Source organism: Desulfosoma sp., assembly GCF_052743555.1.
Window position 1 is genome coordinate 67,984 of sequence record NZ_JBRAHS010000003.1, and the last position, 23,007, is coordinate 90,990.

A 23,007-nucleotide genomic window follows, 5' to 3' on the forward strand; every position below is an offset into this window, starting at 1 on the left:
ATGCTCTCCGAGGGTTTTGGGGCGCGGATCGAGGACAGCCATCTCCACGCTTTCGGCGGGACGGCCGTCCGCAATCCATCGAACCTCGAGAACACTGTGCCTCCGTTGGGACATGCGGGCCCGCCCAAACCTGCTCTACAGGATGCAGCGGGCGAACGCAACGCTTTGCATGAAGCCTTCAGGCTTTCTCGAGGTGAGAGGCCGATGATGCCCGTACCTCAGCTCAGGCAAAATGTGTCCTCCATGGAAAGGCGCGTGCGCACGCATGTGCGAGCCAAAATGCACCGGTTTGCCGCCATTGTGCCTCAGGAACTGGTCTCCGTGTGCCGCCGCGAAATGGAAAGGCTCGGCCTGGACATCCTGGAAGAATCGGAAGCCGGCATCGAATTTCAAGGAAAACTGGAAGCATGCTACCGCGCGAACCTGTGGTTGCGAACGGCTAGTCGGATTGTCTGCCGTTGGTTTTCCATCAAAGTGGGCGCCCGGGAGGAGCTTTTTGCCAGAGTGGTGCGCCTACCATGGGAATTGTGGATCGATGCCGGTGTGCCTGTTCGCGTCGATGTGTATCTCAAGGGCGCTCGAATTACCCACAGCGGCCTGGCCCAAAAGGCTTTTCAGGATGCTTTGCGCCAGCGGTTTGAGACTCTGGGGCGTATGGTGCGCTTTCTTGAAGGCAGCCATGGAGGAGGGAAAACGGAGGAAGATACCTCCATCCAGGGTGAAGGTTTCGTCCAGCGCATTCTCCTGCACGTGCAACATAAGCAGGGCGTGATCAGCTTGGACACTTCGGGAGCACATCTTCATCGAAGAGGATACCGAATCCAACATGCCGGAGCGCCGATTCGGGAAACCCTGGCGGCCGCTTTGCTGCTTCAGTCCGGCTGGACCCCTCAGATGCCCTTGATAGACGGCATGAGCGGATCCGGCACCGCTGTGATCGAAGCGGCCCTTTTGGCGGCGAACATTCCTCCTGGACGGCGTCGACAGTTTCTTTTTCAAAAATGGCCGTCTTTTCAGGAAAAGACCTGGGCGTATCTTCTGAAAAGAGCCGATGCCGGGAGAAAGGCGCTGCAGCCCGGGACTTTGATCGGCGTGGACCGGGATGCCAAAGCCGTGGTTGTGGCTCAGGAAAACGCCCGTCGAGCCGGCGTAGCCGAGTGGGTGACATGGCACGCCATGCCCTTTGAAAACGTGGATCCTCAAAAGTGGTCCATCCCTCCCGGGCTCGTTTTTTTGAATCCCCCGTACGGCGTCAGGCTGGAGGTGGACCGGTCCCTGTACGAGCGGCTCGGCCGTCATCTTGAGTGCTGTTTTCGGGGCTGGAAAGCGATCGTTCTGGCCCCGCATCGCGAACTGCTCATTTTCGACGCTGTGCGGCCTCGAAAGATTCGGCGTTTGCGTCATGGGGGCTTGTCCATCTGCGCGGGTTTCTATGACCTGTGAGAAGATGGGTTTAAAAAGAGACCGGATCGTTCACGCAGAGGCACGCCATGGAAAGGGCCGTGCCAAAGGAGTCCGCCGTGCCCACGCTCATTGAAGAAACCGCGCCTCGAGACGGCTTACAAAACGAAGCGCGGGTGCTGAGTGTTCAGGAAAAGATTCGACTCATCGTAGACTTGGTAGATTGCGGTGTCCCGCGTATTCAAGTCGGCTCCTTTGTGAGCCCTCGAGCGGTCCGCCAGATGGCCGACACAAAAGGGGTGGTGCGAGGTCTTAAGAGAAAAGAGGGTGTGGTCTATCGCGCGTTGGTTTTAAATGAAAGGGGTCTGGAACGAGCCGCCGCGTGCGGTGTGGATCATGTGGCCGTGTTTATTTCTGCATCGGAGACGCACAGCCTGCGTAACAGCGGCTGTGAGGTGAAGGAAGCCCTTCGCAGGGCCGAGTCTGTGGTGCGCCGGGCCAAGGCTGACGGGATTGCGGTGCAAGCGGGCGTGATGAACGCCTTTGGATGCCGCTTTGAAGGATCAATTCCCGAGAATCGTGTGCTGCGGCTGGCGGCCGTTCTTGCGGAAGCCGGTGCGGACGAACTCTGTCTCGCGGACACGGCCGGTTGCGCGAATCCTCGACACACCGAACGCCTCGTGGAAATTTTTTTGACCACCTTCTCGGTGCCCTTGGCGTTGCATCTGCACGATACTTTCGGTTTTGGACTGGCCAATGTGTGGGCCGCGTGGAAGCTGGGCGTCACGCGCTTTGACGGGGCCTGTGGAGGGCTCGGCGGCTGCCCTTTCATTCCGGAAGCGGCAGGCAATATCCCCACGGAGGATCTGGTGCACCTCTTTCACGCCATGGGAGTCCCTACGGGGATCGACCTGGAAAGACTCTCGGCGGTTCGAGGCTTTCTCGAAACCGCCTTTCAAAGAAAACTTCCGGGGCGCTATGGCCGTACGGGCTGCCGTGTTTAAAAAAGAATCTTTCGGTGACTATGTGAAAAAATTTTTCTTGACGGCTCCGTCGATTCTTCTTCTAAGTGTACCGCTTGGCGACGGTCCCCCATTATTTACCCCTGATGGACGGCCCGCCGCATTTTTTCCCGAGCACCACATCGCATTGAGCCGCTAAAGGTCTACTCATGCGCGTGCTGTGAACGGGCGTCATCGGCGCTCGAGAGCGGATTTCTTTTCTCCCGCAACCGATCTTCTTTCCTTTTTCCCATCTCTTCCTGTCGGCGGCCGAAAAAGCATGAAGGAGAAGCCATGCAGGACGCACTGTTTCCTAGAATATCGTGTCTTCCTGTCCCGAAAGGTGTTTTAGAGCGATTGCACCGAGCCGATGCGGCTTCGTGGCCCATACGCGCCGAAGACGACGTTTTGGGGATGTGCATGGAAACCCCGCAAGGCCGATATCGTGTTCTTTCCGAGGAATGGCTCGCCCCCGGCGTACGTCTGGGTTTGCTTGGCGCCCGCTATGCCCGTGATGGGCTTCGACAGGATGCATCCCCATCCATGGCGGCGTTTCTTTGTCGCAGGCATCTTGCCGAAGGCCGCTTCTACGCCCTCATGGTTCAGCCGTCTCAGGAAACCTTTGAGACCTGTGCTGTGGCCGTTTTCGTGCAAGATGCCGAAGGTGACTACGCCCTTGTGGACAGCCCCTTGGACGACTCGACCCTATGGCCGTTCGTGCTGGCTTTTGCCCAGTTGATGGGCCTGCGGTCTCAGGATCCCGCTCGATACGATGACCTCGGCGATTTCATGGTTCTGGGCGGCCATAACCTGGTGGAACGACACAGTACGGACAAGCGGGTGCGATACTTGTCCCGCAAAATGCGCGTGGACACGGCCCAGTGTACGGAATGTCTGCATTGTGTGGGGCTGTGCCATGAGATGCGCGTCCATGTGGATCCGACAGGGATAAGGCTCTTGGGACCCGTGGAAGATCATTGTACGCACTGCGGTTTGTGTCGCATGCGTTGTCCCTTTCTTGTTTCCGTGCCTTACACCGCAGATCAGGAATCCCCGTCGCGACGCCGTGCCCTTTTGGATTACGGGGTCGGCGTTCGGCTTTATGGGGACCATGCCGCCTCCTGGGAACGGTGGCTCACGGCGCTGGAAAAGGACCCCGCTCCATACCCCTACACGGTACAGTCCCTCTCTTTTCATCGAGGCCCCTCCGGCTCGTGGCCGGGAGAAGGAATCCGGCAGAAAGTGCTTACACCGGTAAGGGGGGAAGGATGGCAAGGGCGCGTTCCGGAAAGGGGATTGACCGTGACCTTCTTTTCCGACGGCAATCCCGTATGCCTGATTCGACCCCGATTCACGGCTGGCCTTTTGTGTGCGAGCGAAGACGGCCTTGTGGAACAAGACCTTCTGAGAGCGGCGCTGCATGCCGGGCTGCAGGTGCAAGCCACAGGGCTTTTTGAAAGACCCGTGGCGGATGTGCCGCCGTTCACCCTGGGTTCCTCGACGGTGACGCACGTGCAGGTGCCGGCCAACGAGGTCACCCGGTGGTTCAAGGAACAGGGATTGTGGGACGGCCGCTCCATTGCCCGCCTGTGGCGTGCAGGGGACATCGATCTCATCCTGGCGCCGCGACAGGAAGATGTCCCGGCACGTGTGCATGCCGAAGTCCTGCGGGATGTGGGAAGGGAAGGGCTGATCGTGAGTCCGCACTTACCCCAAAAACATCCGGTGACAAAAAGCCCCTTGCTCAACGATCTGACACGGCGAATGCCGGAGATCTTTGCACGCCATCCCGAACTGCTGCAACATGAAGCCTCCATAGCGCAAAGGCTTCTCAACGATCTGCCTCACTCTGGGGCCCAGCTTCATGCCCGCTACGGTCCCATGGCCTTTGCAGGGGGACATTCGGCGTGTCCGTCCTGCGCTGAAGCGCAGGTTCTGTCGATCCCCGTGGCCATGGCCATCGCCATGAGTCTCGCCCGCGGCGAGGTGCCTCAGGTGGCCTTTACCTGTGAAACGGGATGCATGAGCGAAACCCTGAACAAGATGAACGAAACGGCGCAGAAAGTGCCGGGAGGGCGGACGGTTTTCGGCGGTGGTTTCGCCTTTGGGGAAGCCATGACCCAGGTGCTGGATCGGGCCGTGCGCATGGGGCTTCTCAAAAAGGGACGGCGCTATGTGGTGAGCCAAGGCGGTGACGGAGGAGCGGTGATCGGCCTTCCGGCATGGCTCAACGCCCTGCGCCAGCAGGCTTTTCTCATTCGACAACGATGGGCCAACGCGCTGCACTTCATCACCATCACCGACACGCAGGTCTATTCCAATACGGGAGGGGAAAGCTCGGCCAGTTCACTTTTGGGCATGGGCACCTTGACCACGCCCATAGGGAAGTTTCTGATGGGGAATCAGAAAATTCAGTGGAGCCTCATCAATCTGGCCGCGGAATTTCCAGGCATTCTCGTGGGCTTGGGGCACAGTGGAAACCGAGCCGCCTCGCAAGAGTTCTGGCTTCTCGCGGATCGATTAGGGCAATCGGCCATGCGATGGGACGTGACACCGTGCCCGGAAACCGGAAAGTTTTTCGGGCAGGATCCCGACGATTACGCCCGCCTCATGGCCCATGCGGGTATGCTTCCCGAAGTGGTGTTTTACGGCCGATACCGCAAACGGGTGGCCCCGTTTCATCCGGAAGATCGAGGAAAGCCCTACGAAGAATGGCGCATGGATCCCAAGCCGGTGCTCTACTGGGTTTCCAGGGATCCTCGCTACAAAGCCTTGCTGACGCGCGATACGGCATCCGGGCAATGGGTGCCGAAAAACGCTCTGGCCCGTTTCCTCATCATGCAGCTGGAAACCTATCGCGATCAGATGAATTGGCAGATCGACCTGGAAACTCGGTTGATCCTCCAGGCGGAAAGGCGGGTGCGACGCTTTCTGGACGATCTTCGATCTCAATGGACATCGGCACGGCACGACGGTAGCGCCTTTCCCTATGCGGTCCTTTTTGACGAGGACGGCCGGCTGAAACCGCACTTTGCCGTTAGCCTGGAACGAGACATGGTTCTACGGCTTCTGGGCCAGGAAACGGGGGCTCGCTATGCGAAGCTTCGAGACAGCTTTCAGGACGAGGATGAAAAAAGGTGGCAGGCTGTGTTTCGAGCCCTGGAAAGCCTGGAAGGCTTTGAAGCAGGACTGGGGACCCTTGGCGAAGAGGAAGAGGCGCTGAACCGGCGCCGCAAGGAAGCGCGTGAGGCTTTGGAACAAGTGCAAAAAGCCTACGCCAAGCTTCGAGACACCGCCAAGGCTTTGTGGGAAGCCGACCCCATCGGCAAAGAATTGTTCCAAGCGGACGACGGTCAGGATTCGGAGGCTCACAGCGAAGGGGGGCTCACAGGACTTCTGTATCACGTTTTGGATCGCCTTTTGGAAGAGCGCACGCTGGCCGTCTGGACCGAATTGCAACAGTATCGTTTGTCTCAGCAGTTGCGAAGAGAATTTCTGCAAACCGGAGGGCTGATTCGCGTGCAGCATGTTCAGGCGGCGCTGCATGAACGGGAAGCTCTGCGACACGTTCTTTCCCGATTTGGCCCCTTTACTATAGCCGTGGCCAGTCTGGCGGGCGATCGAGGCATTGCCATCAACCGCGTGTTCGCCCAGTTTCTCACCGCCAAGGGGTGTTGGGCGGGAATGGCCTGGCAGTTTGGTTCCTCCAAGAGAGGGACTCCCGTGCTTTCGGCAACCTTTGCGGACAGTCGCCCCCTGGAAAGAAAAGACGCCATGTTTTCCTTTGGCGCTCTCGTGATGGTGGTGACGAATTTCGAGGAAATGAAAAGAGACCCCGAGATGCTTTTTGGATCCTTGCGGCCGGGCGGCACGGTGATTGTCAATCATTGGGAGGATCCGCAGCAGCTCTGGATGGAAGTGGTGCGCATGTGCCCGGAAAAGCTTCAAGCTTTGGTCACCGACTTGAGGCACAGGGCTTCTCAGGAGGGTGGATGGGCCCTTGAGCGTGTGGAAGAGGAATTGGATCGGGCCCTGCGCACGGTGGGCGTGAGAACGGCTTCCAAAGAGCATGAAAAGCTGCGGGCTTTATGCCGTGCCTTGATTTCGTGCCGCATGCTCACCGTGGATATGGACGGGATCATGGAACGGGTGTCCGGACGGCCCGGCATGGTGTCCAATCTGGTGGCGGTTTCAGCCATCTTTGACGCATTGGTGCATGCGGGCCTTCCCTTTGACTGGAATCGGGACAAGGGCCTGCTGATTCGAGGCTTTCCTGACGCCGTGCTCAAAAACGCCAAACTGCTCACCTTCTACGAAAAGGCCATGGACAAGGCTCGGAATGAACGGCGCGAATGGCCGTCGCCCATTCTAATGAACGGCCTCGGTAGGAATGGCGCCGTAAGGTTCTTGAAACCGGCTGCAGCGGTTCCCGAGGTCGATCAGCGCCGTTGTGCGGACGACCCGGGAGACGCCCTAATGATCATGGGCGGCACGCTGGCCGGCATGGTGCTCTCCCAGATCGCCCTGCCCGAACACCCGCTCTTTTACGTGGGTTTTCCCATCACTCCGGCCGGCAACCCCTTTTATGCCATGGCGGAGGCATTTGCCAACGGACACCCCTATATCGTCGTGGATGAGCTCAACCCATCGGAAAAAGTGGCGGCGGAAAAACTTTTGGGTGTGGCGCGCACCGGTTTGTTTCTCCCCGTCACGTTTACCGCCTCACAAGGCTGGAGGCTCTTTACGGAAATTATTCCCCAGTTTGTGGGAGCGCGCTTGGAGGGCCTCTTTCTCCTAACCAAGCGGGCTCTGGCGGCGCCCAATCTCAACATCGAAGAGAGCCACACGGACTTTATGAGTTTTCGAGACGACGGCGGCATCATGTTGGCGCCCAAGAGCATTCAAGAATATGTGCCCTGTTTGTACCTGGCGCGGCTTCTGACCCATTTTGCCAAGTTGCCGGTCATTCTGTCCATTGGCGGCATCACGGACACGCACAAGATCGGGCTTGTCCGAGTACCCCCCGATGCGGTGGTGCGCCGCTGGTTGGCCGAAACCCTCCAAGGCTTTGATTTCTCGGAAGGCCGCATTATCAATACGGCCGGGCAACGGGTGGTGCACGGTCCCAGTTGCACGGCGGCCACGTATCAGGAGACGCAAAGCGAGGTGGAAAAAGCGCACGACATGGTGCGCTGGGTGTGGCCCAAGGCTGTGGACGCTGTGCGGCGGCTGACCGGGGTGAATCTCCATCCTTTGGAAGTGCGTGTGGCCGGCTCGGCGTTGCACGAAGCGACCCATCCCGACACGGACAGCGTGGAAACCCTTCTTGTTTTGCAGGGATCCTTGTTTCCCAACGCCGTGGAGGCGCTGCAGGAACTGGAAGAGGAGGGCTGGCGGGGCATGGGATGCGTGTCGGTGCGGCTCATGAACCCCTTCCCCGAAGAGGAACTCCAGCACTGGGTCAAAGGGCTGCGGGCTGTGGCCGTACTCGATCGCTCCAACAGTTTCGGGTCCATTCCGCCGCTGGCCTCCCGCGTGTTCAACGCCTGCGCTCGCTTGGCTCAGGCTTTGAACGGTCGAAGCCCGGCGCTGCTGCGGACCTTGGTGGGCGGTTTGGGCGGCCGTGAAATCACGGTGCCGGAAATGAAAGCCTTGTTATTGTCCACCCACCTTCTTTTCAGCCCCATAGAACCATGGGAACAGGAAGCGCTGCAACGTTGGGTCACGGAAGACGAGACGCTGAAAGACTGGGTAGAGGAGCTGACCGCGCTCCATGTGCGGGCCATGGCACGCCACACTCGGGTTCCGAAACACCTTTCGGGGCAGGATCACGAACTGGAAGAATCCTTTCGGCAGCAGCTGCATCGGCGCATCATTGGGCGCGACTATGTGGGGCTGCTTGCTCATTACCACCAGGTGGAATTCGTAGGGCCGAAGGAACTTTATGGAGAGACCATGCTTCGGCAGCGCCTGGTTGTGGAACTGGAAAAGCGCCTGGCTCGGTTGGCAGCGGAGATGGGCCGAAGCGATGCGCGTCGCGCTCTGGTGCTGCTCTACTACGGGGAATCGGCCGAGGACCGGGAAAAGGCGCGCCTTCTTCTCGCCCGATCGCCAAAGGGGCTTGTTTCCACCACGCTGCTCAGCCGATTCGGGCTGGATGCGGAAGCCCTCAAAGAAGATGCTGCGGCGGAATCCTCAGGCGAACCTTTTCAGGAAGTCCCTTCGGAGGGTCTCATGCATGCGGCGGATGAATCCGGCGGCCGGGCCGCGACGCCGTGGACCTGTGTTCTGGAAGACAGTGAAAGGGAAGCCGCGGCGCTTTACGCTGTGCCCTTTGACGCCGACGAAGCGGCCCGCTTGGAAAAGGCTGTGCGCCGACTTGTGGAGCTTTCCTGTCGCCGCCCCTTGCTCCTCAATCCGGAAGACTACGATCGCCTTCTTGTGGAATCCATGGCTCAGGAAACCACGTCTCAATGGAGACGCTTGCTCGCGGAAGTGCCTCAAGCATCCGTCGGACAGTTGGAAGCGGAATATCTTTGGACCTACCGAAACGTGATCGACCGCGGCGTGCAGCGGGAGGTCCTCACCCAACTGTATGCCCCGGAGATTGAAGATTTCTTTGAAGGACAGGCTCGAGAAAAACTCCAGGCTTTTCTCAATGGGCTTTCCGATTCTTTAAGTCACGACCAGAAAAAGAACATGGTGGAAGATTATCTGCGGCGCCACATCTTGGTCGGCGTCAGAAAGTCCCAGGACTTTTACATGGAATATTTTCGAACATGGGTGTGGCCGGACCTCAGCGGCCAGGGCGCCATCTAAGCAGAGGACGGGGGACGACCATGGGCATCAAAGGATTGAATCTACCGTGTTCTGTGGAACGATTTTACGCCAGCCTTTCCGTCGAACTGGAAAACGCCCTGAAAAGCACGGCCGGAAAGATCACAGGGACCCTCGCCGAGCGTTTTCAGTTTCAAGGGAGCCTGCAGCACCTGAATAGGGCGGTGGTCCACGCTCTTGGGACCCTGCAAAGCATCGATAAGGCCTGGAACACCGATGCCGAGGATTTGAATCCTGAAGCGGTGTGCCTCGGTGTGGTGCGCCACAGTTGGTTCGAGGCGGGGGATCCCCTGGAGCATGTGCGGCGTGTGGGATTTTTTGCGACGCAGCCGTGTGATCTTCTTCCTTGGGTTCGATGGTTTCTTCTTGTGGAAAACCATCATCGCACGGACCCCGTCTTTCATGAGCGCCGTCTGGACCGCTTGCGCTTTCTCAAGTGGGAAAACCCCGAAGCCCCTTGTGTCACTCACGAGGATGTTCTTCTCTGGCTGGAACACCAGCTCCTGACCCATGAAAACCAACCACTTTCCGCCATCGCTCAAAGGTGTGCCGAACAATTGCGTCATCGCCTGGATGCCACCTTGAAACCGGACGCCCCTCTGGAGGCGTTGTTTTACCTTTTGCTGCGATGCCACCAGTTTTGTTTGGCCGAGACCATGACGGATGAAGATGCCAAAAGGCTTCAATCCGTCGTGGGATGGCGTCGCTTTCTCTCCCTGACGGATCTTATGCTGGTTGTGATTCAACGCGTCGTCGAAAAAGAACCTTTGCCGGATGCCGTCTCCGTCCTGGAAGGCCTCATGGGCGATGGTTTTCACATAAGGCATGCCAGTTTCAAGGACCCCTACGAAGCCGATGTGGTGCCCCCTGAAGAGACAGCGCGTTTTGATGAGGCGAGCCTGCGCGTTGTGACGCCGATCCATGACCTGCACGGGTCTTTGGAGCAGGATTGCGCCCATGTGTTTCGTCACTGGCAACACCAGCGGGACAGGGTGCTGGACGAACTCCTGCGGGAGATTCGAGAAGTCAAGGAAATGATTGCGCAGCCCTTGCCTCGCAAACACCTCGTCGTTCAAACCCTTCGCCTTTTCGCCTCTTGGTCTCTGGCTGGCATGAAAAACACGTCCCCGGAACAGGGTCTCGAGGTCTTGAAGGATCGCGTGCGCGCCGCGTTCCCGGAACGCCTTGTTAAGGCTCTGGTGCGCCAGCGGCGTGGCTACGAACTGGCGACGCGAAAAGAGCTGACGCAGCTTTTGGAAAGGGAATGCCGTTGGCAATGGGAGAGCTTTCAGAAAAAGCCGGGTTCCCGGGCTTTTGGCGAAGCGGATTTTCGTGTAGCCGTACGCACGGAGGCGTTGGCTTTCGGCCCGGCTCTGCCCCTGAGGACCGACACGGACGTCGAAGAGATGCAAAGCCTTTTGGCATCCCTGGCTGAGCATGTGGCGCGGGTCAAGGCTTCTTCGGAAACGGTCGATCCCTCCTCTTGTCTGGGGCACGCGGTCACCTTTCCTATCATGGGCACCCCATTGGAATTTGTGGAACTGGTTCGGGACCTCATACCTTGGTCGAAGGCACGCCGCAGCGCACCGGTTTTGCAAAAGCTGGCTCCCGAAGAGGGTTCAGCCCTTTTGGATCGGACTGTAGTGCGTTTTGCTGAAGCCTTTTACCGGTTCGTCCTGGCTGAGCGCAAAAAAGCGCACGGGAGCCGGCTGCTCCTTTCTGTGGACGAGGTTTCGGCCGCATGCGCCGTGCTGGTCCCTCCGTGGGAAAAGGTGACCCAGGATTTGGCTCAACGAGCTGTGCGGAAATTTGAAGACCGGGCAGCGCGTTTCTTTCGACGTCAGAGGCCTCCCGTATGCCTGGATGAAGAAGAAGTGGGCGTGCATCTGGCCCATTTCGTGGTGCGAGAACTGAAAGCGGACGTGAGGCTGGCGGCGGAAGTGGGTACTCTGGACGCGGTGCGCTCAGCCCTTGCGGAAGAATCCCTGCGCATTGTCGCTCCAGGACGTGTGCACGGGAATGTGGCCCCGGAAAAATTTGTGCTCCAATGGGCTGGGATCCTCAACGGCCCATCAGAAGATGAGCAACTTGCTCAAGCGGTGCTCTCGGCCTTGCCGGGATTGGATTGCGGCGCGTGCGGCGAAAGTCACTGTGCCGGATTTGCACGGAGTTTGGCGCAAGGCCGGCACCGAATAGGAGAATGCGCCCATTTGAGTGCCGCTCAGCGGGAGAAACTGACCCAAGTGCTTCAGGCCCATGCTGCGGCGGCAACGTCAAGAGACGGGGTGGGTTCCGCCTACGAGCTTTTGAAAGATCCCACCGCTTGGAGAAGCCTAGGGAAGCGGCATCCCTTGCGCCGGGCTGTGACCAAAGTGCTGGATGTGTCGCGCCAAGAGGTGCGCCGACGGGTTCTGCAAAAGGCCTTGGACTGCTGGCACGCCTTGGAATCCAAGCCTGATGTGTGCAAGAGGCCGGATACCGAAGCTTTTTATCAGGCCCTCGTGGAAACCATCGGGTATGAAGCGACGGAAAAGATTCAGCCGGAAGAGCGGCAGTGGTTGAGTCAAAACGGGGCCGTGCGGTTGCAAAAAGAATGGGAGCGACTCAAGGAGCAAACCGATTGGCTGGCCCTGGAAAGGCTTAAACTCTCCGGGGGTCCGTCGGCTCAGGAGGCCCGCCCCGAAATTCAGGCCGAACGCTTTTATGCATCCATTCCTTACCTTCATTTACTGAGCGCGGAAGATCGGCGGCGCCTTTTGGCGCATCGGCTGGAACGCTTCGAAGAGCGATTCTTTGAGTGGTGGAATCAGGATCTTCTCGTCATGAACCACCCGCGCTACAGAATCGACAACTGGGAAGAATTTTCCAAGGTTATCAAAAATGCTTACTGGCATCAGGAAAACTTTCCCGCCCCACGACGGGTGGCGCAAGAGCTTCTTCAGGAAATGGAGCATCGGGGTGAAAAGGAAGTCTTCTTTCGGGATGTGCTGAGCTCATGGGTGTATGGTGGAAAGGAGCTTACCCCTGGAAAAGGCGCGCCTGATGCGGGACAAACCGTTCATGAATCGGTCATTGACAACCATGCCGCCTTGAAAGCGCATCTGGAAAGCATTTGCCGAGCCGTGGCGCCTGGTGGCGAAAAAACAGGTTACGGCCAAGATACGCCGAACATGAACCGGCTCGTGGCTGCGGTCTGGCAAGCGTTTCAGGCATCGGCCGTGACCTTTGCCGAAGGATTTTCGCTGGCGGATAACGAGGCCTCAGAACACGAACTCATTCAAAACCTCATCCGAGAGGTGCTGGAGGAGCAAGAGCGGGCCAGGAGACTGGCCTCCCTTGTGGAAGAGGTTGTGTCATCGAAGCGGGCTGAGCCGCTTCCCGCCGAAGCTCTTCGAGCCTGGATTGAGGAGGCGTGGCGTCGTGGTGTGGATCCGCCAAGGATCCTGGAAAAAATGTTCGATTGGTTCCAAGAGTTTCCTTCTTGGAAGGAGTCCCTGCTTCTGGATGTCCTGCACAAAATGGTGAGTTTGGTTCGGTGGCGCCTTCTCGTGGAAGCCTTTTCCGGAGTCGTTCTGGAAGGGATCTCGGACAGTGTAATAGCGTGGTACGAAACCACCTTTCCACGGTGGATCAAAGAAGTGGAAAAGGCTGTGCGCCGTTACGGGGAATTCAACCGAGAACGCCTTCTCCATTACCTCTTTGTTTTAGCCAAAAGGGAAGGGGATCTGGACGTCATCACGGCTTTGTTGCGCGAAATTCGCGAAACCTCCGATATCATTGAAGCAGCATGGCTCCAGTTCACCAATGATCGACTGACAGAACCTTTGCCGGTTCCTTTGCCCAAGGGCTTGGGGGCGCGCTACAGCCTTGTGGTGAATCGCATGAAGGATCTGGAACCTGTTCGGCGATGTTTGCGCGACGGGGTGTCTCGAGGGGAAAAGGCGGATGTGGCCGCTGCCGTCCGCGAACTGCAGCTCTACATGCGGTTTCACATGGTACGCCAGGACGCCCAAGCCATGAACGCCGAGGCCTGTTTTGAGGTTTTTTGGGATGAGGGCTATCACTTGGAGGGGCTGGACAAAGACGACCTGCGTCAAGCCTTTGCCCGAGAATGGGCGCAACGGGCTCGATGGCACAAGGAACGCATCTGGATCATGACCATGGCCGTTGCGCGAAGGCTGGCATCCCAAAGCCACGAGCTCTACGAAGCCGACAAAGCCTTTTCCAAAATTCGCCAGGCCTTGCTCAGGGGAGAAGGCTTTGAAGACGCTCGAGAGGTGATGCAGCGCCGCGGCATTGCCTTAGGCACTTTGAAAGAGGCCATGTACCGGGAACTCTCCGAGCTGCTGGAAAAGGAACGTATGGATTCCTTTCGAACGCGCATCCGTCAGATTGTGCATGAGCTGGACCGAAAGAGACTTCGCATTGTGCAGTCATGGTATGAAGGGACCATTAATCGATACAGTGTGTTCCATGTCCTTCGCCAGTACCAAAAACGACCGGATCCGTCCACGGACGACGACTTTCGCGACTTTTTCATGGACCAATGGTTTCGGCGCATCGAGACCTTGAGGGAATCGGATCGAGAAGACCGAGAGCAGCGCATTCGGGAAATTGATGAAGGATTCCACGTCCTTTTGGGCGTATCGCCTTTGGCCCTGGAAAAGGAAGCCGAAAAGGAATCAGCTGAGGAATGGAGCACCTGGCTTCAGGTATCTCGGCAGGAAATTTCCCGACGCCTGTGGACCATGAGCGCTGCGGCGTCGCCTTTGAGGGTTTAAGAAGTCTTAGGAGAATGATACTTGCGGCAAGTGTGCACGGCGCGAAATCTTCCCGCGCTGTGCGGCGCTCCGGCACCATAAAGACGTCAAGACCTGGCCGACTGTCTGTGATCGGTCGATGTGGGTGGACGAAAGCCTGGATGTCAGGTCCGGAATAAAAACTTCGACCGTGGAGAGAAGACCATGAACGCTTACCAGCCGATACATCCTCGAATGACGTGCGATCCGGCCGGGTGGTTGGAACGCCTTCACGCCGCCTTGGCCCATGCGGGACCGGTTCGGGATAGCCGCTTGCCGGAAGACCTTTGGCCGTTGGCGAGGGTGGTGAGGGTGCTTCGATCGGGACTCGACGAGCTGCGGCTACTTTTAAAAGACGTAGCGGAAAGCCTTGCGACGTTCATTGCCGAACTTGAGTCGCAGGGCGCAGGGCCGTGGGGACCTGACCGTGAAAACCGTTTCGTGCGGTTGGTTCACGAAGCTTTGGGACGAAGAGACTGGCGCGAAAAGGACATCATCGACATGATCCTGGAATACCTGCAGGCGTCCGGTTCAAAGATTCCCGAAGATGTGGCGAGGGCTTTGGAATCCTTGGATCGGGTCATGGCAGCTGCCGATGATAGATGGCGAGGCGTCATGGAGGGGCTGATCAGTGAGGCGCGGGGCGGACTGGGCGGTCTGCAGTGGGTGCGGCATTTGCCCCCCGAGCACAGGCGCTGCCCGGGGCCGTTGGGACCGGATTCCCTGGCCTGGCTTCTGGAAACTCTAGCCACCATGACGGGATGCGCCGAACAGATCCGCGTGCGTTCCCTGGACGAACAGGTGCACTTGCCAGGATCGGCATTGTGGCGGGATTTGGAAGAGGCCTTGACGACCGTTTGGGGAAAAGAAGGGCGAAGCTTTCCTGTCAAGGATTTGGAAAAAGCCTCTTTGTACCTCATGGAAGATATGGAGGCGGGCGATCCCCATCATCGGTATTTCATTCGATACCTGATTGAAACCGACGCGGCTTACCGTCGCCTTCTCAAGACCTGCTACGCCGATGAAAAGGTGCAGATGTCGGCTTTGGATCAGGAATGTGAGCGGTTTAACCGGCTTCCCGAACACGCTTCGCACCGCATCGCCTATGATGACGAAGAAAAAAGGTGGTGGCTCAAGGCGTTTTTCCTGAGACCCGATGTGGTCCAGTGCTTTGTGGAACGGGAAAAAGACAAGGATATGTACCGGGTTCTCAGGGGCCTGGATGCCAAGGCCTATCTGCCTCGAGTTCTCCATGAGGTTCAGGGTTTGTTTGGATATGTGACGCCGGAAGCGTGCCAAAACATTGTGGAACGTTTGGGCTTGGATCCCGAGGACGTTCTTCGCGTCATCGCCTCGTACAAGCAGTACAGTGCCGATCCCTCGGGGGACATTATCATTTACGTGTGCAAGGGAACGGCCTGTTTTCTCAGGGGTCAGCCCGAATTGTCACGGCGTTTGACCTTGGAAATCGGGGCGGAGGTTGAGGCTGTTGGGCATTACGGCGTCCAGTACGTGGAAATGGACTGCTTTGGTGTGTGTCATCTGGCGCCCGTGGTGCGTGCGGGAAGTCGGTTTTATGGCCGCCAGAAAGCCGAGGATATTCCTCGTCTTGTGCATCGACTGATTCAGGGTCCGGACTACGCCAATCGGCAGCTCTTTGTGGCGCGCCTTGTGGAAAAGCTGGTGTCCACAAGGGTGAGCGAGCCTCTTGAGACTCTGAGGGTCGCCCATGTGGAGGTGTTTGCCAAAGCGGGCTCAGGACCCTCCTTGCCTGAGACTTTTCGGGATGAGAACTTCAGCGGCGGTGCCTTGGTTTTCGATGCCGAGGGGGTTGTGGCCGTGCAAAGCTCGGACGGGCGAAGGGAAGAGCTGGGGCGATGGATACCTCGAGTCTTTCCATTCAAGATGCGGGATGTGGACGGATCCGATCGATTCGGCGCCGTCATATATGCCAAGAATCGGCGGCTGCTTCGAGGGCTTGGCCTTCCCGAGCTGACTGAGGAAAGCATCCTGAGTGCCGCGCTCCCCCCGACCGTTCGATTGATGGACGGCCAAGTGGTCCTGACAACGCCCGAACGCACGGTGGTTCTTGGTCCTTACACGGACCGAGTGGTTGTGGTGGAATCTTCCCAGGCGTACCTGGGCGTGGTCCTCACCGAGGAAAGTTCCAGTGTTCCCCATGAAGAGGAGCCCGTGGACGAAACGGCATCGTCGGCGCAGGAAGACGCGTTGTTTCGATCGGCTCAGGATCGCGTGGTTTTGGGGTATGCCGGCGCCAAAGACCCTACGCGCATGGTTTCCTATCGCCAGGCCGGGGGGTATGAGTCGGTGTTTCGCGTGTTGGGGTTTCGAGGCGAGCCGCCCTGGAGTCCCGAGCGCATCATCGCCGAGGTTCGAGACGCCCGTCTACGGGGCCGCGGAGGGGCCGGTTTTCCCACAGGCCGAAAATGGGAAGCCATGCTGCGGGCTGTGTGCCGCATTGAGCCGGAAGACGTCAATCAGGACCCCATCAAGCTGATCGTGGCCAACGGCGACGAAGGCGATCCGGGGGCTTTTATGGATCGCACGCTCATCGAGCAAAAGCCGCATCAGGTTTTGGAGGGAATGATTTTGGCCGCCATTGCCGTGGGTGCCCGCTACGGCGTCATTTACGTGCGCAAAGAATACGAAGACGCCGTACGACGTCTTGAAGACGCGCTGTTTGAGGCTCGACGGTGTGGATTTTTGGGAAAAGACATTTTCGGTGTTCCCGGTCTGGACTTTGATATCGAAATCCGTTTGGGAGCTGGGGCTTTTGTGGCGGGAGAAAAACGGGCCATCATGCGGGCGATTGAAGGCAAGCCCGCCGAACCGACCATCAAGGCGCCGTCCAACACGGTGCGGGGCTTGTGGGGCAAGCCGACTCTGCTCAACAATGTGGAAACCTTTGCCAATGTGCCGGTCATCATCCAGCGGGGCAGTTCCTGGTATGCGGGGATGGGCACCTCGCGAAGCGGTGGAACGAAAATCTTTTCTGTGGCCGGCATTGTGCGAAAAACCGGTCTGGTGGAAGTGCGTTTTGGGAAGACCCTTGCCGATATTATCGAAATCTGCGGGGGCGTTCAGGAGGGGAAAAAACTTTCCGGCGTGCAAATCGGCGGGCCGTCCGGAGCCATCCTTTCCTTGACTGGCGCCCGAGCCTACTTGCTGCAAACCCCGCTGGACTTTGACACCTTCAATGATGCGGGGGCCATGCTGGGATCGGGCGGGCTGGTCTTTATCGGGGAAGATGACGACGTGGTGCGTCTGGCCAGGCATTTTACGGATTGGCTGGCGGAAGAGTCCTGCGGGCAGTGCCCGTCATGTTTTCGAGGGACGCGGGCTCTGGGAAGAGTGTTGGATCGTGTGCTGGCCGGGCAGGGCCGGGCGGCCGATATTCATGAACTGTGGACCATGAGCGATGTGGTGCGCGCGGGGAGTCAATGTGGCCTCGGGACCACCGCCGCCAATCCTGTGACCAGTGCCTTGCGTTTCTTTCCGGCATCCTTTTTCCATTATCTGCTTCAAAATCCGGAAATGGGACCCCGCGACCTTTTTGAAGCCTTGGAAGCCTTGCGCTTGCTCACGCGCCAGGACATTGTTCGCATCAGCGGCGTGCGGCGCCATGTGGAGGGCACGGCTTTCACATTAAAGCGACACTTGGTGCGGTTTCTCGTGGAAGAAACGGAAAAGATAGACCAATACCGCCCGACGTCCCGTCGCATGACGGATCGATTGCTTCGCCTTCTGGGACTGCCCCGCTACGAGGTGGGCCAAAGGGACGTGGTCATGGAATGGCGGCAGGCAGCCTGACAGTGTGGTCCACAAGACCTGAACGGCGAACGTGTCCGACAGTGGTTTGGCTGTATCCTTTCGGCTTGAGGCAGGAGGAGCGCCGCACGGCGCAATTAAGGTTCCCGGTTGGCACGGAGCGGACATCATTTTGTTGGGAGCGCGTGACCACCGGCTGGTGGCCGCGAGCTGAATCCAAGTACCGTCCAATAAAAAGCGGGAATGCGTGAAAGGAAAGTCGACAAGGGGGGGCGATGACCAAAGAACGAGCGTACTTCCAAGCCTTTCGAGAGCTGGTGCAAGTGGTGAGCGGATCTTTGGATGTGCAGAACGTGCTTCAGGCCATGGTGCACACCATTCCCAAGGTCTTAGGAGCCAAGGCGTGCGCGGTGCGCCTTCTGGATCCCAAAGGAAGAACCCTGGAACTGGCCGCCAGCTACGGCTTGAGCGACGCCTACATTCACAAGGGCCCCGTGGACGCCGACCAAAGCCTGGCAGAGTCCCTGCAGGGGCATACAGTGATTATCCAAGATGCGGCCACAGACCCTCGAGCCCAGTACGGGGAGGCGGCCAAAAAAGAAGGCATCGTGGGGATCTGCTCGGTGCCGCTCAAGGTCAAGGGTCGAGTCATCGGCGTGCTGCGCATTTACACAGAAGCGCCGAAAAATTACCAAGAGGAGGACCTGGCTTTTGTGGAAGCTCTGGGCGAGCTGGGAGGGGTCGCCATAGAGAACGCGCGCCTTTATGAGCGGCTGAGAAAGGACTACGAAGAAGTCATGAGCGATGTCTTTCGTTTCGTCGGCTACCGTCGAAGCTTGTAGCGCCAAAGCTTTGCGGTGCAAAAGCCGTTCATCCTACTCAAGTGGTCGCGTAAGATCATGGGATGACAAAAAAACTTTCACGAATTTCCCCAAAGCTGCCGATGGATCAAATGAAGAGTGGTGCGCACAGGACAGGTTTCTGCACCTGACGCTTTCTGAAGTGCCGGGGAGTGCACGAAGGGAGCGCAAAGACCCAGAGGGACGCCATCATGGCCAGGGCGGTGGACATGGCGGGATCGGCTGCGGCGCTGGAAAACGGATTCGGCGGCTTGGATCTTCGAAGGGCTCGGAAACAGTCCCTGCCGGGATCGGTGACCATTGAAGAGCTGGGTTACGTGGCTTTTCCCACCAAATTCTTGGTACCGGACTTCATGGTGCCTTGCAGCCTGTATGTCCCGGTCATGGCCAAGGGGGAAGATCTACCCACATTCGTCAAGGTTTTGGAGCGCGGGCAGTTTTATTCCGAGACGTGGAAGGAAGCGCTCAAGGAGCAGCGCATTGACGAGCTCTATGCCGAAGCGCATGAAGTGGTGGAGCTGGACGATTATTTTCATGAGATTCTGGAGGCGTTTGCGGAAGATGAGGCTACGCCCGCGGGGCAGAAGGCTCGCGTCTTTTACCATTATGGAGAATTCATAGCACGGCGTCTCCTTGGCGATGTGGATGATGGAATGCACGTCGAAAAAGCGGGTCAATGGGCCGAGGCCATGGTTCGGTTTTTTTGTACAAACGGAGTGAACGCCGCCGTCATCTATCGCCAATTCATGGACAATTATGAGACGTTTACGCACAGTGTTCAGGTGGCCATGATGGCCATGGCCTTTGCCAATCACCTAAACTGGCGGCCCGAAGACGTTGTACGCCTTGGAGCGGCCGGCCTCTATCATGACATCGGGAAGGTGTGGGTGGATGCGCGCATCCTTTGCAAACCCGCCTCCCTGACGCGGGAAGAATTCGCCCACATTCGGCGGCATCCGGAAACCGCTTACAAGCATTTGGCGTCCATGGAAAGGATGATCGCGGATCAGTTGGCCGCCGTGCGCCAACATCACGAGTCCATGGACGGCACGGGGTATCCTCTGGGCCTTAAAGGCTCCGAGATTCACCCCTTTGCCCGCGTGCTGCATATCTGCGATTGTTTTGATGCCATCACCACGCATCGCCCTTATAAGAAAGGGCTCACCCCTTTCAAAGCTTTGAAGCTCATGCAAAGTGAGATGAGGCTTTCCTTTGACCGCCACCTTCTGTATAAGTTCATTCAATTTCTTGGCTCGTGAACAGAGCCGGCCCAAACCTTCATAAAAGCGCGTTAATGTGCACAGAGCATTGGAGTGAACAATGCCGCCACGTCACGTTTTTCTTTACGACACCACCCTGAGAGACGGAACCCAGGCGGAAGATTTCAATCTATCCCTGACGGACAAGATTCGAGTAGCCTTGAAACTGGACGATCTGGGCATCCATTACATTGAAGGAGGATGGCCGGGATCCAATCCCAAGGACGAAGAGTTTTTTTCGGAAATACGAAATTATGCGCTGAAGCGAGCAAAAATCGCCGCCTTTGGATCCACGCATCACCCTTCAAAGCGGGCGGAGCACGACCCGAATCTGCAGGCCCTGATCGGTGCCAAAACGCCGGTGGTTACCATTTTCGGCAAGAGCTGGACGGTGCATGTCAAGGAGGCTTTGAGGACCACGCTTCGAAAAAACCTGGAGATTATTCGGGATAGCTTGGCTTTTCTGAGACCGCAGGTGCCCACCTTGTTCTACGATGCCGAGCATTTTTTCGACGGGTTTCGAGAAGACCCGGAATATGCCCTGGCCACTTTGGAAAAGGCTCTGGAAGGCGGCGCCGAATGCCTGGTGTTGTGCGACACCAACGGCGGCAATCTGCCGTCCTTTGTACAGGGCGTGATCAAGGCGGTTCAGGAACGTTTTCCCGACACGCCGCTTGGCATTCATGCGCATAACGACTCAGAACTGGCGGTGGCCAATTCGCTGGCGGCTGTGGAAATGGGGGTGAGCCAGGTGCAAGGAACGATCAATGGGGTAGGGGAACGTTGCGGCAATGCCAATCTTTGCTCCATCATTCCCGCTTTGTGCCTGAAGATGAACATACCGTGTATGAATGCCGAGGACTTGCGAAAGCTTCGGCAAGTCAGCCAGTTTATTCTTGAAATCGCCAATGTGCCTCCCAATCGATACCAACCATACGTTGGGCGCAGTGCCTTTGCGCACAAAGGTGGCGTGCATATCAGTGCGGTGGAGCGGCATCCGTCCACGTATGAACATATTGACCCGGCTTTGGTGGGGAACAAGCGGCGGTTTCTCATCTCCGACCTGTCCGGGCGTGCCGGCGTGCAGCGCAAGGCCATGGAGTTCGGCATTCCCATCTCTTCCAAGGATCCCGTGGCCTTGGAAGTCCTTAATCAGATCAAGGAATTGGAGCATCAAGGGTACCAGTTTGAAGCGGCTGAGGCCAGTTTTGAACTCCTGATCAACAGGGCCATGGGTCGCTTCAAGAAATACTTTGAACTGATCGGCTATCGCGTGGTGGATCAAAAGATGAGTGAAGACGGCGATCCGGTTTCGGAAGCGACCATTCGCGTGCGGGTCGGTGGACAAGAAGAGCATACGGCGGCTTTGGGCCACGGACCCGTGAATGCTTTGGACAATGCGCTGCGCAAGGCTTTGGAAAAGTTTTATCCGGAACTTAAGGGCATGGAACTGACCGATTACCGCGTGCGCGTTCTTCCCGGGAAGGAAGGAACGGCAGCCAAAGTGCGCGTTTTGATCGAATCCCACGACGGCAAGGAGCATTGGGGCACGGTGGGGGTTTCCCACGACATTTTGGAAGCCAGTTGGCAGGCTCTGGTGGACAGCATCAACTACAAGATGTACATGGCCGAAAAGGCTCAGGAAAAGAAAGGCTCTGCAGAAAAGTAAAGGCCATCCTCTTAATTATTGAGGCTTTGCACAGGGGCGGGAATGCGCCCGCCCAGGCGGATGAATTCCGCGGACAATTCCCCGTTGGGCACGGCAATAATGGTGGCTTCTCCCAAAAGGCCTCCAAAGTAGGCCTTTTCTCCCGCCTTTTTTCTGGGCACGGGAATGAGCCGAGCCGCCGTGGTCTTGCGATTGATGACACCGATGGCCATTTCGTCGGCGATGATGGCGGCCAGGGTTTCCGCCGATGTTTCCCCGGGAAGGGCCACCATGTCCAAGCCGACGGAGCAGACGCTGGTCATGGCTTCCAGCTTTTCCAGACTAAGATGGCCTTTGCGGGCCGCCTCCGAGATATTTAAATCTTCGCTGACGGGAATAAACGCACCGCTTAAGCCTCCAACATAACTGCTGGCAAAGGCGCCTCCCTTTTTCACGGCATCGTTCAACATGGCCAACACGGCGGTGGAGCCCGGCACACCGATGCTGTGCAGACCCAAGCTTTGAAAAATTTCACCGACACTATCCCCCACATTGGGCGTCGGCGCGAGGCTTAAGTCCACCACGCCAAAGGGAACACCCAATCTGTGGGCGACTTCGCGTCCGATGAGTTCGCCCACTCGGGTCACCTTGAAAGCCGTGCGTTTGATAACTTCCGCCAACTGGCCCAAATCCAGTCCCGGGTTGGATCGGCGCGCTCGATCAATGGCTTTGCGCACCACGCCGGGCCCACTGACCCCCACATTGATCACCGCCTCGGGTTCCCCGACGCCCAAATAGGCTCCCGCCATGAAGGGAATGTCTTGGGGAATATTGGCAAAGACGCACAGTTTGGCGCAGCCGATGCCGTCGGCGTCGGCTGTGGCGTCGGCAGTGCGCTTGATGATGTGGCCCATCCTATGGACCGCGTCCATGTTGATGCCGGCTCTGGTGCTTGCCACATTCACCGAAGCACACACGCGTTGGGTCTGGGCGAGCGCTTCCGGAATGGCCTCCATGAGGTTGACATCCCCATGGGTGCATCCCTTTTCCACGAGAGCTGTGAACCCGCCGATAAAGTCCACGCGAACCGTTCGAGCGGCTTCGTCAAGGCTTTGAGCCACCTTCACCAGGTCTTCCCGCCCAAACGCAGCACCCACGACGGCTATGGGGCTCACGGCCACGCGTTTGTTCACCACCGGAATGCCGTACTTATCTCCCACCTCGTCGCAGACGCTCACCAGATTTTGGGCTAAGCGAACGATTTTTTGCCGGACTTTTTCACAAAAGGCGTGCAGATCGGCATCGGCACAGTCAAAAAGGCTGACGCCCAAGGTCACTGTCCGCACGTCCAGGTGTTCGCTTCGAAGCATCTCCACTGTGGAAAGGATTTCACGGTCCGAAAGCATGTCGTCG

The 23,007-nt window shown here is 57.9% G+C and carries 9 protein-coding genes; 8 read left to right on the forward strand and 1 reads right to left on the reverse strand.

The window, feature by feature from the left end:
- The first annotated feature begins 204 nt into the window (after window positions 1-204).
- From ACUVSA_RS02810 to cimA, 8 genes are all read left to right on the forward strand, one after another.
- A complete protein-coding gene (locus tag ACUVSA_RS02810) occupies window positions 205-1,443 on the forward strand; it encodes a THUMP domain-containing class I SAM-dependent RNA methyltransferase (RefSeq protein WP_445893708.1) in 1,239 nt (412 codons plus the stop codon).
- A gap of 47 nt (window positions 1,444-1,490) precedes the next feature.
- Window positions 1,491-2,405: a hydroxymethylglutaryl-CoA lyase gene (locus ACUVSA_RS02815; RefSeq protein WP_445893709.1), complete on the forward strand. Its 915-nt coding sequence runs from the start codon at window positions 1,491-1,493 to the stop codon at window positions 2,403-2,405.
- 291 nt (window positions 2,406-2,696) lie between these two features.
- Window positions 2,697-9,221 carry a hypothetical protein gene (locus ACUVSA_RS02820; protein ID WP_445893710.1) on the forward strand — a complete coding sequence of 2,175 codons (6,525 nt, stop codon included), beginning with the start codon at window positions 2,697-2,699 and terminating at the stop codon, window positions 9,219-9,221.
- Window positions 9,222-9,241: 20 nt separating this feature from the next.
- A complete protein-coding gene (locus ACUVSA_RS02825; protein ID WP_445893711.1) occupies window positions 9,242-14,020 on the forward strand; it encodes a (Fe-S)-binding protein in 4,779 nt (1,592 codons plus the stop codon).
- A 213-nt stretch (window positions 14,021-14,233) separates the two neighbouring features.
- The gene (locus ACUVSA_RS02830) at window positions 14,234-17,869 is read left to right on the forward strand and encodes an NAD(P)H-dependent oxidoreductase subunit E (RefSeq protein WP_445893712.1); all 3,636 of its coding nucleotides are present in this window, start codon (window positions 14,234-14,236) and stop codon (window positions 17,867-17,869) included.
- A 233-nt stretch (window positions 17,870-18,102) separates the two neighbouring features.
- Window positions 18,103-18,669 (forward strand): GAF domain-containing protein, encoded by a 567-nt coding sequence (locus tag ACUVSA_RS02835; RefSeq protein ID WP_445893713.1) that lies wholly within the window; start codon window positions 18,103-18,105, stop codon window positions 18,667-18,669.
- Between the two features lie 209 nt (window positions 18,670-18,878).
- Window positions 18,879-19,946 carry an HD-GYP domain-containing protein gene (locus tag ACUVSA_RS02840; protein WP_445893714.1) on the forward strand — a complete coding sequence of 356 codons (1,068 nt, stop codon included), beginning with the start codon at window positions 18,879-18,881 and terminating at the stop codon, window positions 19,944-19,946.
- Window positions 19,947-20,007: 61 nt separating this feature from the next.
- Window positions 20,008-21,615: a citramalate synthase gene (cimA, locus tag ACUVSA_RS02845; protein WP_445893715.1), complete on the forward strand. Its 1,608-nt coding sequence runs from the start codon at window positions 20,008-20,010 to the stop codon at window positions 21,613-21,615.
- Between the two features lie 11 nt (window positions 21,616-21,626).
- Here cimA and ACUVSA_RS02850 read toward each other — a convergent pair whose 3' ends face one another.
- A complete protein-coding gene (locus tag ACUVSA_RS02850) occupies window positions 21,627-23,000 on the reverse strand; it encodes a PFL family protein (protein WP_445890916.1) in 1,374 nt (457 codons plus the stop codon).
- Window positions 23,001-23,007 lie beyond the last annotated feature (7 nt).